Source organism: Phyllobacterium pellucidum, assembly GCF_013327855.1.
Lineage (GTDB): Bacteria > Pseudomonadota > Alphaproteobacteria > Rhizobiales > Rhizobiaceae > Phyllobacterium > Phyllobacterium pellucidum.
The window spans coordinates 350,722-366,112 of the sequence record NZ_JABUMX010000004.1 but is presented as its reverse complement, the minus strand read 5'-3'; the positions used below and the strand labels follow the sequence as shown (position 1 = coordinate 366,112).

Genomic DNA, 15,391 nt, shown 5'->3' with positions numbered 1-15,391 from the left:
CCTCCTCATCGTCGTCAAGTATTAAGCCGAACACTGGACGCGGCGCCGGTGGGTGTCATTCAAATTGTTTAACGGAATCGTCGAAACATGCTTTGCGAGACTGCACGATGATCGCTCGGTTATGAGCGAACCGCATTGAATCGGAACAAAAGGTTTCGCGGCGACTTGTAGCTAGATCAGCAACGCAATCTTACCGAGACGGCACTGTCTTCGGATTTTCCAGCCACTCATTGGAAAACGTCAGGCTCGCGATTGAAATGGGATTCCCTGCCTCGTCTCTCACAGTCACGGTGACAATCAGACGCCCGGTGTCGCCGACTTCGTCGCGAGCAATATCAAGCAGGATGCGCGTTGCCTCCTGGGTTACGGCATTGAGCGTCGCCAATTCCACCCCGTGGTCGTCGCGCAGGGGGCCGGCGCCATTGTGCAAGTCAAAGTAATATCGGGACATTTGTGTGTACACGCTGCTGGTTTCGTAAGGATAGTAATCGTTCGTGGGCCAATCAGTTCCGTCATTCGTCACTATTCTGGAAAATTGGATGGAGGTTTCTTTGATTGAATCACTGCTTCTGAATCTTGAAAGCCGCGATATTGTTTCCGAGGAGGAGAAATCGCTTCTTCGATCAATCATCACACGCGGGCGACAATTTGAAATCGATGAAGATCTGGTGCGGGAAGGATCACGGCCGACATATAGCACCTTGATGCTGGAAGGCTTCGCCGCGCGCTATAAGGTGCTCGATGACGGAAGCCGGCAGATTACGTCCCTGCATATTCCCGGCGACTTCGTCGATCTTCACGCATTCCCCCTGAAAATCATGGACCACGGTATTGTCGCCTTGTCCCCGTGCCGCGTCGCCTTCGCCGACCACAGCGCTCTCAAGACGGTCACCGAAACTGTCCCGCACCTGACGCGGTTGCTCTGGCTTTCCACCCTGATCGACGGCGCCATCCATCGCGAATGGATCGTCGCGATGGGGCGAAGATCAAAGAAGGCCCATCTTGCTCATCTGATCTGCGAGCTCTACGTCCGCCTGCAGGTCGTCCAACTGACCAACGAACAGAGCTTTCATCTACCGCTGTCGCAGGTCGAGCTTGCCGATGTCGTCGGGATCTCGGTGGTCCATCTCAACAAGACACTGCAGTCGCTGCGCCGCGAAAAGCTGGTGACCTGGATCAATCGGACAGTGACCATTGTCGATTGGGAAGCCCTGAAGGAGTTCGCGGAATTCAACCCGCTTTATCTCAATCTTTCGGTCGAGGCGCGGTAGCGATTACAGATGTCGTATAAGACAGCCGAGATATTTCCGGGATTCACCTTGGAGACGATCGTTCTCAGCGAAGCCACCTTGCGGGTTCGTCACGGGGGTAACGGACCGCCGCTGCTTTTGCTGCACGGGCATCCGCGCACGCACACCACCTGGTACCGGGTTGCTCCTTTGCTCGCGCTTGAGTTTACAGTTGTCTGTCCTGATCTGCGCGGATTTGGCGGTTCGTCCAAGCCTGCGGACCATCCCGATCACGCCGGGTCGTCCAAACGAGCGAAAGCGCGTGACTGCGTCGAGCTAATGCGCGGACTGGGGTTCGAAACATTCTCGATCGCCGGCCACGATCGCGGCAGCTATACGGCTTTTCGCTGTGCGATGGATCATCCGCAGACGATCAGATCTCTATCAATCCTCGATGGAGTTCCAATCATCGAGGCTGTCGAGCGATGCGACGCCAAATTCGCGAAAGCCTGGTGGCACTGGTTTTTCTTCGCTCAAGCAGAGAAGCCTGAACGGGCCATCCTGGCCGATCCGCTCGCATGGTACGGTGGTACGGCCGACAAAATGGGAGAAGCGAACTTCGCGGATTACAGCACAGCCATTCATGATCCGTCGACGGTCCACGGCATGATCGAGGATTACCGTGCCGGCCTTGAGATCGACTGGCGCCACGACGAGGAAGACCGGAGCGCCGGACGGCGCTTGGCCTGTCCGTTGCAGGTTTTATGGTCGGGGCAGGACGATCTCGAGTACCTCTATGGCGATGTTCTTGGCGTCTGGCGGCGGTGGGCAACGGAACTGTCCGGCCAGTCCCTGCCTTGCAGGCACCATATGGCGGAGGAGGTGCCCGAGACGTTGGCCAAAGCACTTTCGCGTTTTCACAGCCTCTACTGGTAGCCTGAGAGGAGATGAACCTGAGTGCAGGGGTTGGAACTTTCGAACCCGCGGGCCGTTACATTTTGCTACAACTTCTGATGGTATAAGGTTCTGGTCTTGACTGGAGGCGTCATGATGACGGTGCAGATTTCTCCGCCCTCGCGTTTGGCAACCCATTCGGTTCGCGAGTCGGATTGCGTCGAAGCCATCAGGGCAAGGTTCGAAGAACTGCACGATCCGGGTGAAGATTACATCGATCTCATCAGGGAGGCGATGGCGGCAGGTTGGACCATGCGCGAAGCGCGGCTCGCTCTCAACAAGCTGCTCGGGCTCGACCTCAGGGATCAGGAGCAACACTAGCACTTGTTAGTTTCCGGCGCGGTTCAGCACTTCTTCCAGTTCGTCGATCCTGCGCCGTATCACCTCTGCGGCACTGTCACCCGGTACTGAATCACCTTCCGTGGAAATGCCGAAGGTTTGGCTGCCTTCGGCGACGGCGAGATCGTCCTTCAGCCGCGCCAGTTCTTCGCGCAAATCCGCTTTTGTAGGCTCGTTGCTCATGACACCCTCATCTGCTTGGCGACTACTTCCCGTGAACGATTTTCCAGACGTTACGTTCCCGGAGTCTCCCACTCTCTAACGCGTGCCCAGGGTGACGGAACTTCCGTTTCCTCCATGTGTTTCACTGAAACTTACGATGCCAATTGCCACTCACTGCAATGACGCAAATTCGAGCAACAGTAGGGAGCAATCTGATGGGTGATCCTGGTCCTCGTCCAAATCCCGATCCGCCAATCCCTGACAGGCCGCCGGTGCCCGCGCCGGGACCCGGCCCGGTGCCGCCCATTGTCGAGCCGCCATCTCCGGATCAGCGGCCGGACGAAGTGCCTTTGCCCAATCCTGACGAGGTCCGTGATCCGCCCGCGCATGTTTGGACTAGGCAGAACGAGCCAACGGCGACTTTCATGGTCTCACCTAGGGAACGAATGGTGGTGCGGAGAGTTCATTCTCGACAAAGGAAGTGCGAGGTCCCACATGCCGCTGTTTCGTTTCGTTTTCGATGAAGGTGAGGGGCTTGATGCCATTACACCGATCGCATTTCCTGACCATGAAGCTGCGATCGACGCTGCGCACAAGGCAGCAAGGGAATCGCTCATCGACGCGGTCATTGAAGGCTACGATCCAACGACATGGGTCGTGCGCATCTATAATGAACCGGGCGAACTTTTGAAGACGATTTTCGTGTCTGACCTCCTGCGCACAAAAACCGAATAGCTCTTTATTTGCCGATCCTGGCGAAGAGGGCCCCCTACGAGGCCCTCCATTCTATCCCACACATGGCAGCGTTACTGCGATAGATAAACAACCTTGCGGTCCTTGCGCGATACGATGATCGGCTGCTTGTCGACGTAGACATAGGCGTAGTCCGGGCTATCGGGAATCGGTACCAGCTGAACCTCTTGGGGAACGACGGTTCCAACGGCAACATCGCCATCGATCACAACAGGATCCGAAGGATGGGCAATGACATAGTCGCGCGCTGGCTGTGGAACTTCCACGATGACAGCGTCCTGCGCAAAGGCATAAGTCGAGCCGGCGAGGAGCAATGCGGTGGTTATTGCAACGATGCGTTTCATGAGTTTTGTCTCCTTGTGTGTCCCTGGGCAAGAAACCGGCAATAGGCCCGTTTGGTTCCAGAAGAAGTGACAACCCTCACCAACTCGGGCTTTGCTGCCGCGAAAAGTCAGGGCCAGCGAACGGCGCTACAAGAGCCGGCGTGCTCCGCCAGCTTAGAAGATTTTTGCCGCGTCGAATGGAACCCGACTTTGCCACGGCCGTTTTCACGCTAGACAGTGGTGGCCGTGTTAACCAGACGCGACGGTAGGGCGGACAGGACAGTTTTTCTGGTTTCCGGTCCTGGCCAACGAAACGGCAGGCGAGCGCATAACCCGTCCGGCCGCCACTGTCACTGAACCTTACGTCTTCCATTTTTCATGGTGGTGGCCGGAACATTGCTCGTATCTGTGAATTGCAGGATAGAGGCAAAGATATCGGTCCCGCGTATGAAGGCATCCACAAAGCGAACCAAGGAAGAAGTGCGTAACGCCCGTGCGCGGCAAAAAGCCCGCGGCCGTCGCGCCAAGAAGCCTTCGGAGATTCCGGCGCTCGGATGGAAGGACGTCCTTTACCGGGTGTGGCAGTCGCTGTCACAAGACCGCATCATGCTGATAGCGGCAGGTGCCGCGTTTTATTTGCTGCTCGCCCTTTTTCCCGCCTTGACAGCCTTTGTGTCGCTTTATGGATTTCTTGCCGATCGTGCCTCTGTCGCGGGGAATGTTTCGCTGCTTGCCGGCATCTTGCCCAATGACGCGATAGCTCTGATACGTGCTCAACTCGAGGCACTCGCCGCGCAGGATACGAAGTTGCTTAGCATCGGCTTCCTGTTCGGTTTCGTCATCGCGCTCTGGAGCGCCAATAATGGCGTCAAAGGCATTTTCGAAGCGTTGAACGTCGCCTACGGGCAGAATGAGACCCGCAGCTTCGTCAAACTGAACCTCGTTTCATTCGTCGTTACTCTGGGTGGAATCTTTTTCGGAATCGTGCTGCTTCTGGCGCTGGGCATCATGCCGAAACTTCTTGACGCGATGGGCCTTGAAGGTTGGAGCGCCGGTTTGCTGAGCCTCGCCCGCTGGCCGGTTATGATGGGCGTTACCGTGGCTGCAATCTCGATCGTCTATCGCTACGGCCCGGACCGGGAATATGCGAAGTGGCGGTGGCTTTCGTGGGGTGCCGTATTGTCCGCTGTGATCGGCATCGCCGCCTCTGCAGCGTTCACATCGTATCTTACAAACTTTGCTGATTATAACGCCACCTATGGCGCCTTGGGCGCAGTAGCCGGCCTGATGATGTGGATGTGGATCTCATTGATCATTCTTATTCTCGGCGCAGAACTTAATGCGGAGCTCGAACACCAAACCGCAGTCGACAGTACGACAGGTCCGCCGCAGCCCATGGGCAAGCGGGGCGCAGTCGTTGCCGATACGCTGGGCGAAAGCGTGGCTGAATAATCAGCGCAGAATTTTATTGGTCATCACCCATTTCACTGACCGAGGCCACGCATAATTTGCGCCCATTCGCAGATCGGTGAAGCCCTCCGCAACGGTCTTGCCGCTTTTCGCATCAAGGATGCGAATGAATACGGCATGTTCGGTGCGGTTGACACGGGTGACGACGCCGAGGAGCGCGAGCGATGCGCCGTTCTGGCGAGCGATAGCTGCCTCGCAGCCCCCGCAATAGCGCAGCCCCTTCGCTTTTGCCTCCGTAGGCACCGTAACGCCCACCACAGTATAGCGGCCCGAGCCCGTGAGCATGTCCTTTGCCATTTGTTCTGACTCGGAAAGATAGCGCTTGTCGTGCTCATCCGGCGCAATGATGCCGGCGCCCGCACTCCTGTCTTCAAGTTCAATGGGAAACACTGCGATCGAGGCAGGCGGGTTTTGCTGGCCGCTGGCCGGCGCGCACATCATCAAGACCAATATCGTCAGTAGAAGTGATGGGCGCATGTTAACCCTCCATGCGGCTTTCCTCGCTGGGTAAAGGCCGAGGCGCGCAAATCATGCCACGTTGCTGCTAATTCGCAAAGCTGCGGCAGGTTCGGCAGGAAATGATTACATGGGATAGATCAGCATTAGGACCCCGATTGCGATCAGCGCCAAGGCGGGCCAGTTGCGACCCGCGCCGAGGAATCCGAGGCCTTGCCGTCTTGGTTCCAGTGTTGGTGCATTTTGATTGTCGGGATGCCTGGGCGGAGAGCTGAGCCGGCGCGAACTGATTGCCACCCACACTGCGTACAGTATGCCAAGGCAAACAAACAACGCGCCGGCTATCTTCATGGTTGAACTCCAGGAACGGCTTAAGCCAGCCGTTCGTTAGAAACTAGTTCTTGCAGTCCTCGGCCTTGGCCATAGCGGTGGGCTCGCCCTTCTGCTGCGCCTGCACGTCCTGCGCTGAGGTGGCTAAATTCTTGTCACCTGCGCCTTCCGTGCCGGCGAGTGGCATGGTTTGGCCGTCCTTCTGAGCGGTCTGGGGGGTATTATTGGTTGTTGTACCCGTACTGGCCGCACCCTTTTGTATCGTGCTGTTGCCCGAATTTTCCAAGGGAACGTGCGTGCCATCCTGGGCGATGCCCGGCTTTGCATCGGAATTTATCGATCCCGTTGTCGTGGGGCATGCGGCAAATGCGATACCGGGGGCAAAAGCCAGTGCGGCAGCGGCGATGATCGGTGCAAGCGCTTTCATGTGATTTCCTCCCTATAGGTTCAATATCGGTAAACCGGGCTATCGCGTTATTGTTCCAGTTGCGTTGGTCGCAAAAGGGCGGTGAACTTTCGCTCACCGCCAGTTATGGCCCAAAAAGCTCGGCGTAACCGCTGAGCCAGGGCGCGCTGACCTGGAAAATCAGCGCACAAAGAACGCCCGCGAAAAATGCTGGTTCCGGCTTGGTCCGCAATCGTACCGAATTTGCTGCGCAGCAAATGAGCAAAGACGCTTTTCCGCGCGGGGTGCGTGCTTCTCCTGGCGCTCTTGATCGCCGATATTTGCAGGATATGTCTCAACGGTTTGAAGCGCGACTGAAAGCGGGTTGCATGAGATGCCGTCAGCAGCTCGTTTCTCCCTTCCATACTCGTCCAAAATTTTATCGCGTTCCTGCAACAGATGGCAGAGTCTGTACGTTTTCGGACGTTGTTCGCAATGCTTTCGCAGGCCAATTCCGATAGAGACAGGAGCACGTGATGAGTTTGGCAGCCGGCACCTTCGCCAACCATCTCCTTGCAATGAGCAGGGCTTGCAAGGGCGACGAACTGTTTGCCCATCTCGAAACGGTCGACCTCCCGCTCGGCATGCTCCTCAACGAGCCGAACCGGACGATCCCGCATATCTATTTTCCAGAAAGTGGCATTGGATCGGTGATCACTTCCCTGTCCGATGGCCGCGATATCGAGATCGGACTGTTCGGCGCAGACGGGATGTCACATGTCGGCGCAGTGATGGGCGACGAACTGAGCCCTTACCGCACCATTGTTCAAGTGGCGGGAAAAGGCAACAGGATCGCTGCGGACCGATTTCGCAGAGCTATCGAGGGCAACAGCGACCTGATGCGATTGTTCCTGAAATATGCACGCTCCTTCTCTATCCAGACCGGATCGACCGCGCTTGCCAATGGCCGGTCGACGATCGAGGCACGTCTCGCACGCTGGCTGCTCATGATGCACGACCGGATCTCAGGCGACTATCTCGGTGTGACTCATGAATTCCTTGCAACGATGCTTGGCGTCAGGCGCCCCAGTGTCACCGATGCGCTGCATATTCTTGAAGGCGAACATCTCGTGATCTCGAGACGCTCGGAAATTGTCATCCGCGACCGCCATGGCCTCTCAGCGATAGCCGATGGTGCCTACGGTCTTGCCGAGCGGGAAGCCGAAAGATTGACGGGCTGGCGCGGCAAGCCGCTTTCCCGCTCGGTCTGACCCGACGATTTCCACCGTAAACAGCCGACCCTGAACGGGAATGCGAAGCCGGCAGGGAACGGGGTGAAGCGGACTTGTGGGTATATAAAAACGGCCGGGAATTTTCCCAGCCGCTTTCATTAACTGCATCGGTTACCGGACGACTATTTATTCTTGTGGCTCTGCTCGCCAGCTTTGCCCTGTTGTTCACCGCTCTTGGAGGAACCGGATCCCTGCTGGGAGCCGCGTGAACCTTGTCCCTGTTCCTGCTGCTTGGACGTGCCCTTGCCGCTCTGTGAACTTCCGCTCTTTTGACTATTAGGCATTTGTCTTCTCCGTTTTGTTAACCCCGCATTCAATCAATCCGGCTCGTTGACGAATGTTCCTGCTAATTGAATGCAGATCGGAACTGTACGGTAGCGGACACAGCGCTTGTATGTGCGGTAGCGAATGGGCCAGTTTCGCAGTGTCAAGAACGTGTTCGTGACTTTGCTAAGAGTGGGTTCGGAAAGGAACAATTTGACGCGATGGAAGAAATCACCACCATGCTCGACGAGAGCTTTTTCCAACGAAGTTCGGAGGAGGTTGCCCGCGCCCTCATTGGCGTTTCTCTGTTTGTCGACGGGGTGGGCGGACCGATCATCGAAACCGAAGCCTACGCCCCAAACGATCCTGCGTCGCACAGTTATCGCGGCCCCGGGATCGCGAACCGGACGATGTTCGGTCCAGCAGGTCGCGCCTACGTCTACCGGTCTTATGGTATCCACTGGTGTCTGAATTTTGTGTGTCTCGAGGCGTCGGCAGTGCTCATCCGGGCAATTGAACCTGTTCGCAACATCGAGATCATGCAGCGCCGCCGCGCCGTCGATGACATTAGACTATTGTGCTCGGGACCGGGAAAACTTGCCCAGGCGCTTGCTGTTGACAAGTCGTATGACGGCAAATCTCTGTTTGAGCCGCCTTTTTTGCTGGAGGCGGTAAAGGATGCCTTCGAGATCAGCATAGGACCACGGATCGGTCTGACCAAGGCCGTCGAAACGCCGTGGCGTTTCGGCGCCCGCGCTTCGCCCTTTCTCAGCAGAAAGTTTCCCCTGAAATAGCCATGGCCGCGGCAATATTTGGCCCGCGATTCCATCGAAGATCCGCCGAGGCGCTGGCAGCGTATACCTAGCAAACAGGGATCAAAACATGCTCAAATACGGACTGGCATACTTCGTTACCGCAGTAATTTTCCTTGCGCTCGACATGTTGTGGCTCGGCACGATGGCGACGAGCTTTTACCGCGCCCGCATCCCGGACATAGTGGCGTCGGATGTGAATTACGCACCGGCCATCCTGTTCTATCTGATCTACGCGGTCGGCGTCGTGATCTTCGCCTTGAGCCCTGCCATGGAGACCGGCCGATGGCACACCGCGCTGATTTATGGCGCACTTTTCGGCTTTTTTGCCTATGCCACCTATGATCTGACCAGCCAGGCGACTTTGAAACAATGGTCGACCGCCCTTACGGTGGTGGATATTGCCTGGGGCACTTTTGCTTCCGGTTTGTCGGCTACCTTGAGCTTTCTGGCGACGAACTGGCTGCTGGCGAGGCTAAGCTAACCGCATCACTTACTTGCCACGAGACATCGGTGTACTTGCGGTTGGAATGCGCGCGGACGAAATTCGCCGTATCGTCCAAAGTAGGAGCGACGAAGCGCATTGGCGACCCCATCGCGCCGATGATGGCGAGGTGTCCAACGCCCGGGTAGAGCTTTATATCAACGGTATTTCCGCCAGCGCTCAACTTCTCGGCAAGCCGCGTGCTGTTTCGCGGAAAGACCGTCGTGTCGCTTTTGCCGTGCAGGAGCAGCGTAGGCGGCTCGTGGCGTCCCGCAAACGTCACGGGTTCGGCCTGCGCCGTCGTTTTGGCGGTGCTGAATATGGCCGCTATCTTTTCGTCCTGCGATGGCAGGAAATCATAGGGTCCGGCAATACCGACAAAACCCCTGAGGTCCCTGTTCGGCGTCATGCCCTCCCTCCCGAGCCACGTCTTGTCGAGTGCGAGCATCGCGGCAATGTAAGCGCCGGCGGAGTGGCCGACGACGAACAGCTTTGCCGGATCGCCACCGTATTGGCGTGCATGATCCCTGGCCCAGCGCACGGCCTTGGCGCCGTCGTCAAGAAAGCCTTCATAATGAACCTGCGGATAAAGCCGGTAATCGGGTATCACCGTAACGATCCCCTTGGCGGCTAAAGCCGATCCCACGAACTGATAGGTTTTCTTGTCGCCGTTCTGCCAGCTGCCGCCGTAGAAGAAGACGGCCACCGGGGCGGCATGCGCACCGGCCGGCGCGTAAACATCAAGCGTGCGTCTCGGCCCTTCGCCATAAGCGACGTCCTGCTCGACTCGAGCACCATTGGAAGTGGTGGCGATGTTCAAGATTGTTCCCGGCGAGCACGCCGTCAGGACCATGGCCGCACCACCGACCGCCGCGATTGCCAAAAAGGGGCTCAAGTGCTCAAAACCCCATGAGGGGTTGGACAAGCCGGCCAACGAGGCTCCTCATCCGCAAGCGGCCATCGACCACGGCGAGACAAATGCATTCCTCATCAGGACCCGCTGCTGGCTCGTGCTCGAGACTGGCATCGGCAACGATCAGATCGCCGACGTGGTAGTCGCCGTCCGCATCATGCAGCGAACCCTTGAGAATGAGCGTGTATTCGGTACCCGCATGGGAATGTTCGGGCAGCACCATGCCCGGTTTCGAGCGCAGCAGCATGGGGCGGTTGCGGGCGGAGCCACCGCGGCCGATCGAGCTCCAGCGTACGCCGGGCGCAAGGAATTTCCACTTGCCGATATCGTAATGTTCAAGCGGCTGTGGCAGGCGCATCCCCTCTGACAACTCAGCGAGCCATTTGCCCCGTTCCGCCACCTTGGCAGGCGGGACTGAATCGATCCGCGCAAGCGTCTTCTCCAATGCGTCGGGCGAAAGAGCACTTTCGGACGCGTCCTCAAGCGCGATCCCGCCAAAGATTTCGAAAGCGCGGACGCGCTCTGCGCTTTCCGGACACATCGTCAGGTGTGCCGCGACCACGAGCGCCGGACCGGGCGCCAGGGTTCCGGCGGCATAGGCCATCAAAAGGTCGTCGGATGGACGGTGGGACATCGTTACTGTTCCTCACCCAAAAGGGCGCGCAAGCGCTGCATGGCCAGCCGCAAGCGAGATTTCACCGTACCGAGCGGCAAACCCAGCACTTTGGCGATTTCACTGTGGGGTTTGTCATCGAAGTAATGCAGACGTATGACGTTCAGCTGGTCCGCCGAGAGCAAATCGATCGCATTGCGGACCCGGTGTTCGCTCTCGGTTCTCAGCACCTCGTCGGAGGGGGAGGCTGGAAGTTCGGGCGCCGGATCTTCAAGCAGATGCTGCGCCGGATAGCGCTCACGGCGTACTGAATCCACGCGCAAATTGCGTGCGATAGTGAATATCCAGGTCGAAACGGAGGCCTTCGCCGGATCGTATAGCGCCGCCTTGCGCCAGACCATCAGCATGGTTTCCTGTGCAAGTTCCTCCGCCTGTCCGGCGGCCATTCCACCGCGCATGAAAAAACCTTTCAGGCGTGGTGCAAAGTAGCCGAAGAGTTCTGCGAATGCCGCCTTGTCGGCCTGCTGCGCTATGGCCACGAGCCGCGCCGACTGCTCCGCCTTTTCCGTCACGACGGCGCACCCGCCGGCAGGCGCGCCTTTAGCCCGACGCGCCGACATTGCTCGAAGTTGCCTCCGCCAGAGAGTCTCGAAATTGTAAAAGCCAAACGTACCGACGTCATTCATACCGCTCTATACGCAGGCCCACCGCGATCGGATCATCGCTTCGGGACCAGCGAAACTGTCAATGATCCATTCCCGTATCTGCAACGTATTGATTGCAGCACAGGGAGACAACGTCTGATTTCCCTTGGCTGTCGGTGTTTGCAGGATGACTTCGGGAGAACAGGGTTGAAAATTGCAGTCATAGGGTCCGGTATATCCGGCATGTCGGCCGCATGGCTTCTTTCGCAGAAACACGAAATCACCGTCTACGAACGCGAAACGCGCATTGGCGGGCACAGCAATACTGTGATTGTACCCGGTGAGGGTGGTGTGGCTGTCGATACCGGCTTTATCGTCTACAATGAACAGACCTATCCCAACCTGACCGCGCTGTTTGCCTTGCTCGGCGTTGAAACCGCGGCGTCGGAAATGTCATTTGCCGTCTCGCTCGATAGCGGCAGGCTCGAATATTCCGGAACGGGCTTCAGCGGCCTTTTTGCCCAGCAACGCAACCTCGTCAATCCGCGGTTTTGGCTCATGCTGCGCGACCTCTTGCGCTTTTATCGCGAAACGCCAGCCCATGCGGGCAAGCTTGGCCTCATTGCGCTTGGCGATTTCCTCGAACGCGAAGGTTACGGCCGCGCGTTCCGTGACGATCACCTGTTGCCGATGGCATCGGCCATCTGGTCGGCGCCGGCTGCCAGTCTTCTCGACTATCCGGCCGAAGCCTTCATCCGCTTCTGCGACAATCATGGATTGCTCAAGCTTGCCAACCGGCCCGTCTGGCGCACGGTCAAGGGCGGAAGCCGAAACTACGTTGAGCGCCTGACGGCGAATTACAGAAACCGCGTCCGCACCGGCTGCGCCGCCGCGTCTGTCCGGCGAGCCGGCGATCATGTCGCCGTCTCAGATATCCACGGAGCGACCGCCATATTCGATCATGTCGTGATGGCGGGTCACGCCGACGAGACGCTTGCCCTGCTCGCCGACCCGTCGGCACCCGAGAAAAGACTGCTCTCCGCCTTTCGCTACTCGGTCAATCGCGCGGTGCTGCACGAGGATGAAACGCTCATGCCGAAGCGGCGTTCGGTCTGGTCGAGCTGGAACTACCTTGGCGAACGCAAGGAGATGCAGCCGCCCAGTCAACTCTGCGTCAGCTATTGGATGAACAGGCTTCAGCCCCTCGAAACCGATCGCCAGTTCTTCGTTACCCTCAATCCTCGCCATGCGCCGAACCCGTGCAAGGTGCTGCATACCCAGACCTATACGCATCCACTCTTCGACAGTGAGGCCATGCAGGCGCAGCGCCAGCTCTGGCAGTTGCAAGGGGCTCGCAATACCTGGTTCTGCGGCGCTTATTTCGGCGCGGGCTTCCATGAAGACGGGCTCCAGGCAGGCCTTGCCGTTGCCGAAGATTTGGGTGGCTTACGCCGTCCTTGGACCGTTGCCGATGAATCGGCGCGCATCCATCGCCAGCCATTGGCTGATCCGGTAGAGGTTGCGGCATGAGCGCATTCTCCTCGGCAATCTATGCGGGCAAGGTGACGCACAAGCGATTGCGGCCCCGGCAGCACTTCCTGCGCTACCGCATGTTTTACATGCTGTTCGACATTGATGAGATTGACCGGATCGCCCGGGAGCACTGGCTGTTTTCGCGCAACCATTTCAATCTCTTCAGCTTCTTCGACCGCGATCATGGCAGCAAGTCCGAGGTCGCCAAGGACGGCTCGCCGCTGCGAAGCTACGTCGAGGATCATCTTCGCGCGGCGGGAGCAGAGCTCGATGGCGGCGCAATCCGCCTGATGTCAATGCCGCGTATCCTCGGCTATGTGTTCAATCCGCTCAGCGTTTATTTCTGCCATGATCGCGCTGGCGCCTTGGCCGCATTGATCTATGAGGTGGATAACACGTTTGGCCAGCGTCACAGCTATGTCTTCCCTCTCGACAAAGACACCGGCAGCGCCGGACTATTGCATCAGGAATGTGCCAAGGCGTTTTATGTCTCGCCCTTCATGGAGATGGCGCTGGGCTATGATTTCACCATCAAGATTCCCGATGACGCCGCCTCGATCGTGATCAATGCCAGCGACCGCGAGGGCCTGATCATCGCCACCGCTTTTGCCGGCAGGCGGAAGGAATTCAGCGACTGGCAACTAGCGAAATTGTGTTTCGCCTATCCCCTGCTGACCCTTAAAGTCATTGCCGGCATACATTGGGAAGCGCTGCGGATATGGTTGAAGGGCGTCGGCCTCAAGCCTCGGCCGCAGACACCCGTTCAGACCAAAACCATCATAGCGCGATCGACCCGGGCAGAATGACTGACGACAACACTGATAAGCCGGCGATCGTGCTCTTTCGTCACGACCTACGTATCCGCGATAACCGCGCGCTGCTGGCTGCCGCCGGCTCCGGCAAACCGGTTATCCCGATTTTCCTTTCGGATGAGACGAATGAGGATTCGCGGCCAATCGGCGGCGCGCGGAAGTGGTGGCTGCACCATTCACTGAAAGCGCTGGGCGCTTCGCTCGAAAAACTGGGCGGCCGGCTCATTCTGCGGCGGGGAAACACTGCGGCGATTGTCGACGAAGTACTGGATGACACCGGAGCCGATGCCGTGCTGTGGAACCGTCGTTACGATCGACCCGGCGTTGCCATTGATACGGCACTCAAGGCCGGATTATCAAGCCGGGGAATCGCGGCCGAGAGCTTCGAGGGCCATCTGTTGCACGAGCCATATGCGCTGAAGACAGGCTCCGGTGGGTATTACCGCGTTTATTCCCCGTTCTGGCGCGCGCTGAATGCCCAGCCCGAGCCCCGCGACCCACTGGCTGCGCCGCGAGAACTATTGGCCTGGCCGCACCCGGTAACGACGGACAGTCTCGACGACTGGGCGCTTCTGCCCCATGAGCCCGACTGGGCCAATGGCTTTTTCAGAGACTGGACACCTGGTGAAGAAGGAGCCCATGAGCGGCTTGCGGACTTCCTCGACGGGTCGATCGACCGCTACGTAGCCAAGCGCAATCGTCCTGACATGGAGGCGACATCGCGATTGTCGCCGCATCTTGCCCATGGCGAGATAACACCCTTCCAGATATGGCATGCCTTAAGGGCGCCCGAAGGGCTCGACCATCGATCCGGCGCGGAAAAGTTCCGCGCAGAGGTAGGCTGGCGGGAATTCTCCTGGCATCTGCTTTTCCACAATCCGAAGCTGCATTCGGAAAACTTCAAGCCGGCCTTCGACAATTTCGCATGGGCGGGCGATGCCGGGGGCCAGTTCACCGCCTGGAAGCGCGGGCTGACCGGCTACCCCATCGTCGATGCCGGCATGCGCCAGCTTTGGCAGACGGGATGGATGCACAACCGGGTGCGAATGGTCGTCGCTTCCTTCCTCATCAAGCACCTGCTCGTTGACTGGCGCGAGGGCGAAGCATGGTTCTGGGATACGCTCGTCGATGCGGATCCCGCCAACAATTCTGCGAGCTGGCAATGGGTGGCTGGGTCCGGCGCCGACGCCGCTCCCTATTTCCGCATCTTCAATCCCGTCCTTCAGGGTGAGAAATTCGATCCGAAGGGGGACTATGTTCGAAAATTCGTACCGGAGCTGAAGACGCTCCCTGCAAAATTTGTGCATCAGCCGTGGAATGCGCCCGAAGCCGTTCTGAGAGAGGCGAATGTCAGTCTCGGCGAGACTTATCCGTGGCCCATCGTTGATCATCAAGCCTCCCGCCGCCGAGCACTGGATGCCTATTCCGCAGCGATGAGGTAACGATTCTGGTGGTGGCGTGGGACGGGTCTACCAGACAGGATACAAGTGTGTCCCAAGACGTATCGCTGCGTGGAGGGTCTTCACTCTGTTCTCGTTGCCCTTGGCCACAGCCTGCTTGTGTGGATCGAACTTGTCACGGGGTTAGTCCGCGCCTAGTGTTTGCACAGAAAGCGAAAATCAA

20 protein-coding genes are annotated in these 15,391 nt (G+C 58.1%); 11 read left to right on the top strand and 9 right to left on the bottom strand.

Annotation, left to right across the window (positions count from 1 at the left end; genetic code table 11):
• Positions 1–190: 190 nt before the first annotated feature.
• Positions 191–451, bottom strand: coding sequence for a DUF6894 family protein (locus tag HQ945_RS18300; RefSeq protein WP_113281229.1), 261 nt, complete (start codon positions 449–451; stop codon positions 191–193).
• 100 nt (positions 452–551) lie between these two features.
• Here HQ945_RS18300 and HQ945_RS18295 point away from each other — a divergent pair, with 100 nt between their 5' ends.
• From HQ945_RS18295 to HQ945_RS18285, 3 genes are all read left to right on the top strand, one after another.
• On the top strand, positions 552–1,271 hold the full coding sequence (locus HQ945_RS18295) for a Crp/Fnr family transcriptional regulator (RefSeq protein ID WP_027232025.1): 720 nt from the start codon (positions 552–554) through the stop codon (positions 1,269–1,271).
• A 30-nt stretch (positions 1,272–1,301) separates the two neighbouring features.
• Positions 1,302–2,165: an alpha/beta fold hydrolase gene (locus HQ945_RS18290; protein ID WP_027232024.1), complete on the top strand. Its 864-nt coding sequence runs from the start codon at positions 1,302–1,304 to the stop codon at positions 2,163–2,165.
• 111 nt (positions 2,166–2,276) lie between these two features.
• Positions 2,277–2,504 (top strand): hypothetical protein, encoded by a 228-nt coding sequence (locus tag HQ945_RS18285; RefSeq protein WP_027232023.1) that lies wholly within the window; start codon positions 2,277–2,279, stop codon positions 2,502–2,504.
• Between the two features lie 6 nt (positions 2,505–2,510).
• Here HQ945_RS18285 and HQ945_RS18280 read toward each other — a convergent pair whose 3' ends face one another.
• A complete protein-coding gene (locus HQ945_RS18280) occupies positions 2,511–2,705 on the bottom strand; it encodes a hypothetical protein (protein WP_027232022.1) in 195 nt (64 codons plus the stop codon).
• A gap of 474 nt (positions 2,706–3,179) precedes the next feature.
• On the opposite strand from HQ945_RS18280, the gene HQ945_RS18275 reads away from it, so the two are divergent.
• On the top strand, positions 3,180–3,419 hold the full coding sequence (locus HQ945_RS18275; RefSeq protein WP_051615032.1) for a DUF6894 family protein: 240 nt from the start codon (positions 3,180–3,182) through the stop codon (positions 3,417–3,419).
• Between the two features lie 71 nt (positions 3,420–3,490).
• Here the strand turns inward: HQ945_RS18275 and HQ945_RS18270 are convergent, their stop codons facing one another.
• Positions 3,491–3,781, bottom strand: coding sequence for a DUF1236 domain-containing protein (locus tag HQ945_RS18270; RefSeq protein ID WP_091951216.1), 291 nt, complete (start codon positions 3,779–3,781; stop codon positions 3,491–3,493).
• Between the two features lie 426 nt (positions 3,782–4,207).
• On the opposite strand from HQ945_RS18270, the gene HQ945_RS18265 reads away from it, so the two are divergent.
• The gene (locus tag HQ945_RS18265; protein ID WP_036814617.1) at positions 4,208–5,212 is read left to right on the top strand and encodes a YihY/virulence factor BrkB family protein; all 1,005 of its coding nucleotides are present in this window, start codon (positions 4,208–4,210) and stop codon (positions 5,210–5,212) included.
• Here HQ945_RS18265 and HQ945_RS18260 read toward each other — a convergent pair whose 3' ends face one another.
• Positions 5,213–5,707, bottom strand: coding sequence for a DUF2380 domain-containing protein (locus tag HQ945_RS18260; protein ID WP_113281227.1), 495 nt, complete (start codon positions 5,705–5,707; stop codon positions 5,213–5,215).
• Positions 5,708–6,080: 373 nt separating this feature from the next.
• Entirely contained in the window at positions 6,081–6,443 is a 363-nt protein-coding gene (locus HQ945_RS18255; RefSeq protein ID WP_113281225.1) for a hypothetical protein, read from the bottom strand.
• Between the two features lie 494 nt (positions 6,444–6,937).
• On the opposite strand from HQ945_RS18255, the gene HQ945_RS18250 reads away from it, so the two are divergent.
• Positions 6,938–7,672: a Crp/Fnr family transcriptional regulator gene (locus HQ945_RS18250; protein WP_113281224.1), complete on the top strand. Its 735-nt coding sequence runs from the start codon at positions 6,938–6,940 to the stop codon at positions 7,670–7,672.
• A gap of 143 nt (positions 7,673–7,815) precedes the next feature.
• Here HQ945_RS18250 and HQ945_RS18245 read toward each other — a convergent pair whose 3' ends face one another.
• Complete coding sequence (locus HQ945_RS18245; RefSeq protein WP_172982671.1) at positions 7,816–7,977, bottom strand: hypothetical protein; 162 nt, start codon at positions 7,975–7,977, stop codon at positions 7,816–7,818.
• A 201-nt stretch (positions 7,978–8,178) separates the two neighbouring features.
• Here HQ945_RS18245 and HQ945_RS18240 point away from each other — a divergent pair, with 201 nt between their 5' ends.
• Complete coding sequence (locus HQ945_RS18240) at positions 8,179–8,751, top strand: DNA-3-methyladenine glycosylase (RefSeq protein ID WP_162737225.1); 573 nt, start codon at positions 8,179–8,181, stop codon at positions 8,749–8,751.
• An 88-nt stretch (positions 8,752–8,839) separates the two neighbouring features.
• Positions 8,840–9,253 (top strand): DUF2177 family protein, encoded by a 414-nt coding sequence (locus HQ945_RS18235; RefSeq protein ID WP_113281223.1) that lies wholly within the window; start codon positions 8,840–8,842, stop codon positions 9,251–9,253.
• Here the strand turns inward: HQ945_RS18235 and HQ945_RS18230 are convergent.
• The 3 genes from HQ945_RS18230 to HQ945_RS18220 are packed head-to-tail and all read right to left on the bottom strand — an operon-like array spanning position 9,204 to position 11,399.
• A complete protein-coding gene (locus HQ945_RS18230) occupies positions 9,204–10,136 on the bottom strand; it encodes an alpha/beta hydrolase (RefSeq protein WP_207719717.1) in 933 nt (310 codons plus the stop codon). The genes HQ945_RS18235 and HQ945_RS18230 overlap by 50 nt on opposite strands.
• Before the next feature lie 16 nt (positions 10,137–10,152).
• Positions 10,153–10,800 carry a ChrR family anti-sigma-E factor gene (locus HQ945_RS18225; protein WP_174208367.1) on the bottom strand — a complete coding sequence of 216 codons (648 nt, stop codon included), beginning with the start codon at positions 10,798–10,800 and terminating at the stop codon, positions 10,153–10,155.
• Positions 10,801–10,802: 2 nt separating this feature from the next.
• On the bottom strand, positions 10,803–11,399 hold the full coding sequence (locus HQ945_RS18220) for a sigma-70 family RNA polymerase sigma factor (protein WP_246272711.1): 597 nt from the start codon (positions 11,397–11,399) through the stop codon (positions 10,803–10,805).
• Positions 11,400–11,630: 231 nt separating this feature from the next.
• On the opposite strand from HQ945_RS18220, the gene HQ945_RS18215 reads away from it, so the two are divergent.
• Genes HQ945_RS18215 through HQ945_RS18205 form a run of 3 tightly spaced genes read left to right on the top strand, consistent with a single transcriptional unit; the run spans position 11,631 to position 15,210 of the window.
• Positions 11,631–12,953 (top strand): NAD(P)/FAD-dependent oxidoreductase, encoded by a 1,323-nt coding sequence (locus tag HQ945_RS18215; protein ID WP_113281220.1) that lies wholly within the window; start codon positions 11,631–11,633, stop codon positions 12,951–12,953.
• Positions 12,950–13,762, top strand: a complete 813-nt coding sequence (locus HQ945_RS18210) for a DUF1365 domain-containing protein (RefSeq protein ID WP_174208366.1) — start codon at positions 12,950–12,952, stop codon at positions 13,760–13,762. The genes HQ945_RS18215 and HQ945_RS18210 overlap by 4 nt, the downstream gene beginning before the upstream one ends.
• Complete coding sequence (locus HQ945_RS18205) at positions 13,759–15,210, top strand: cryptochrome/photolyase family protein (protein WP_027232010.1); 1,452 nt, start codon at positions 13,759–13,761, stop codon at positions 15,208–15,210. Before HQ945_RS18210 ends, HQ945_RS18205 begins: the two co-directional genes overlap by 4 nt.
• Positions 15,211–15,391 lie beyond the last annotated feature (181 nt).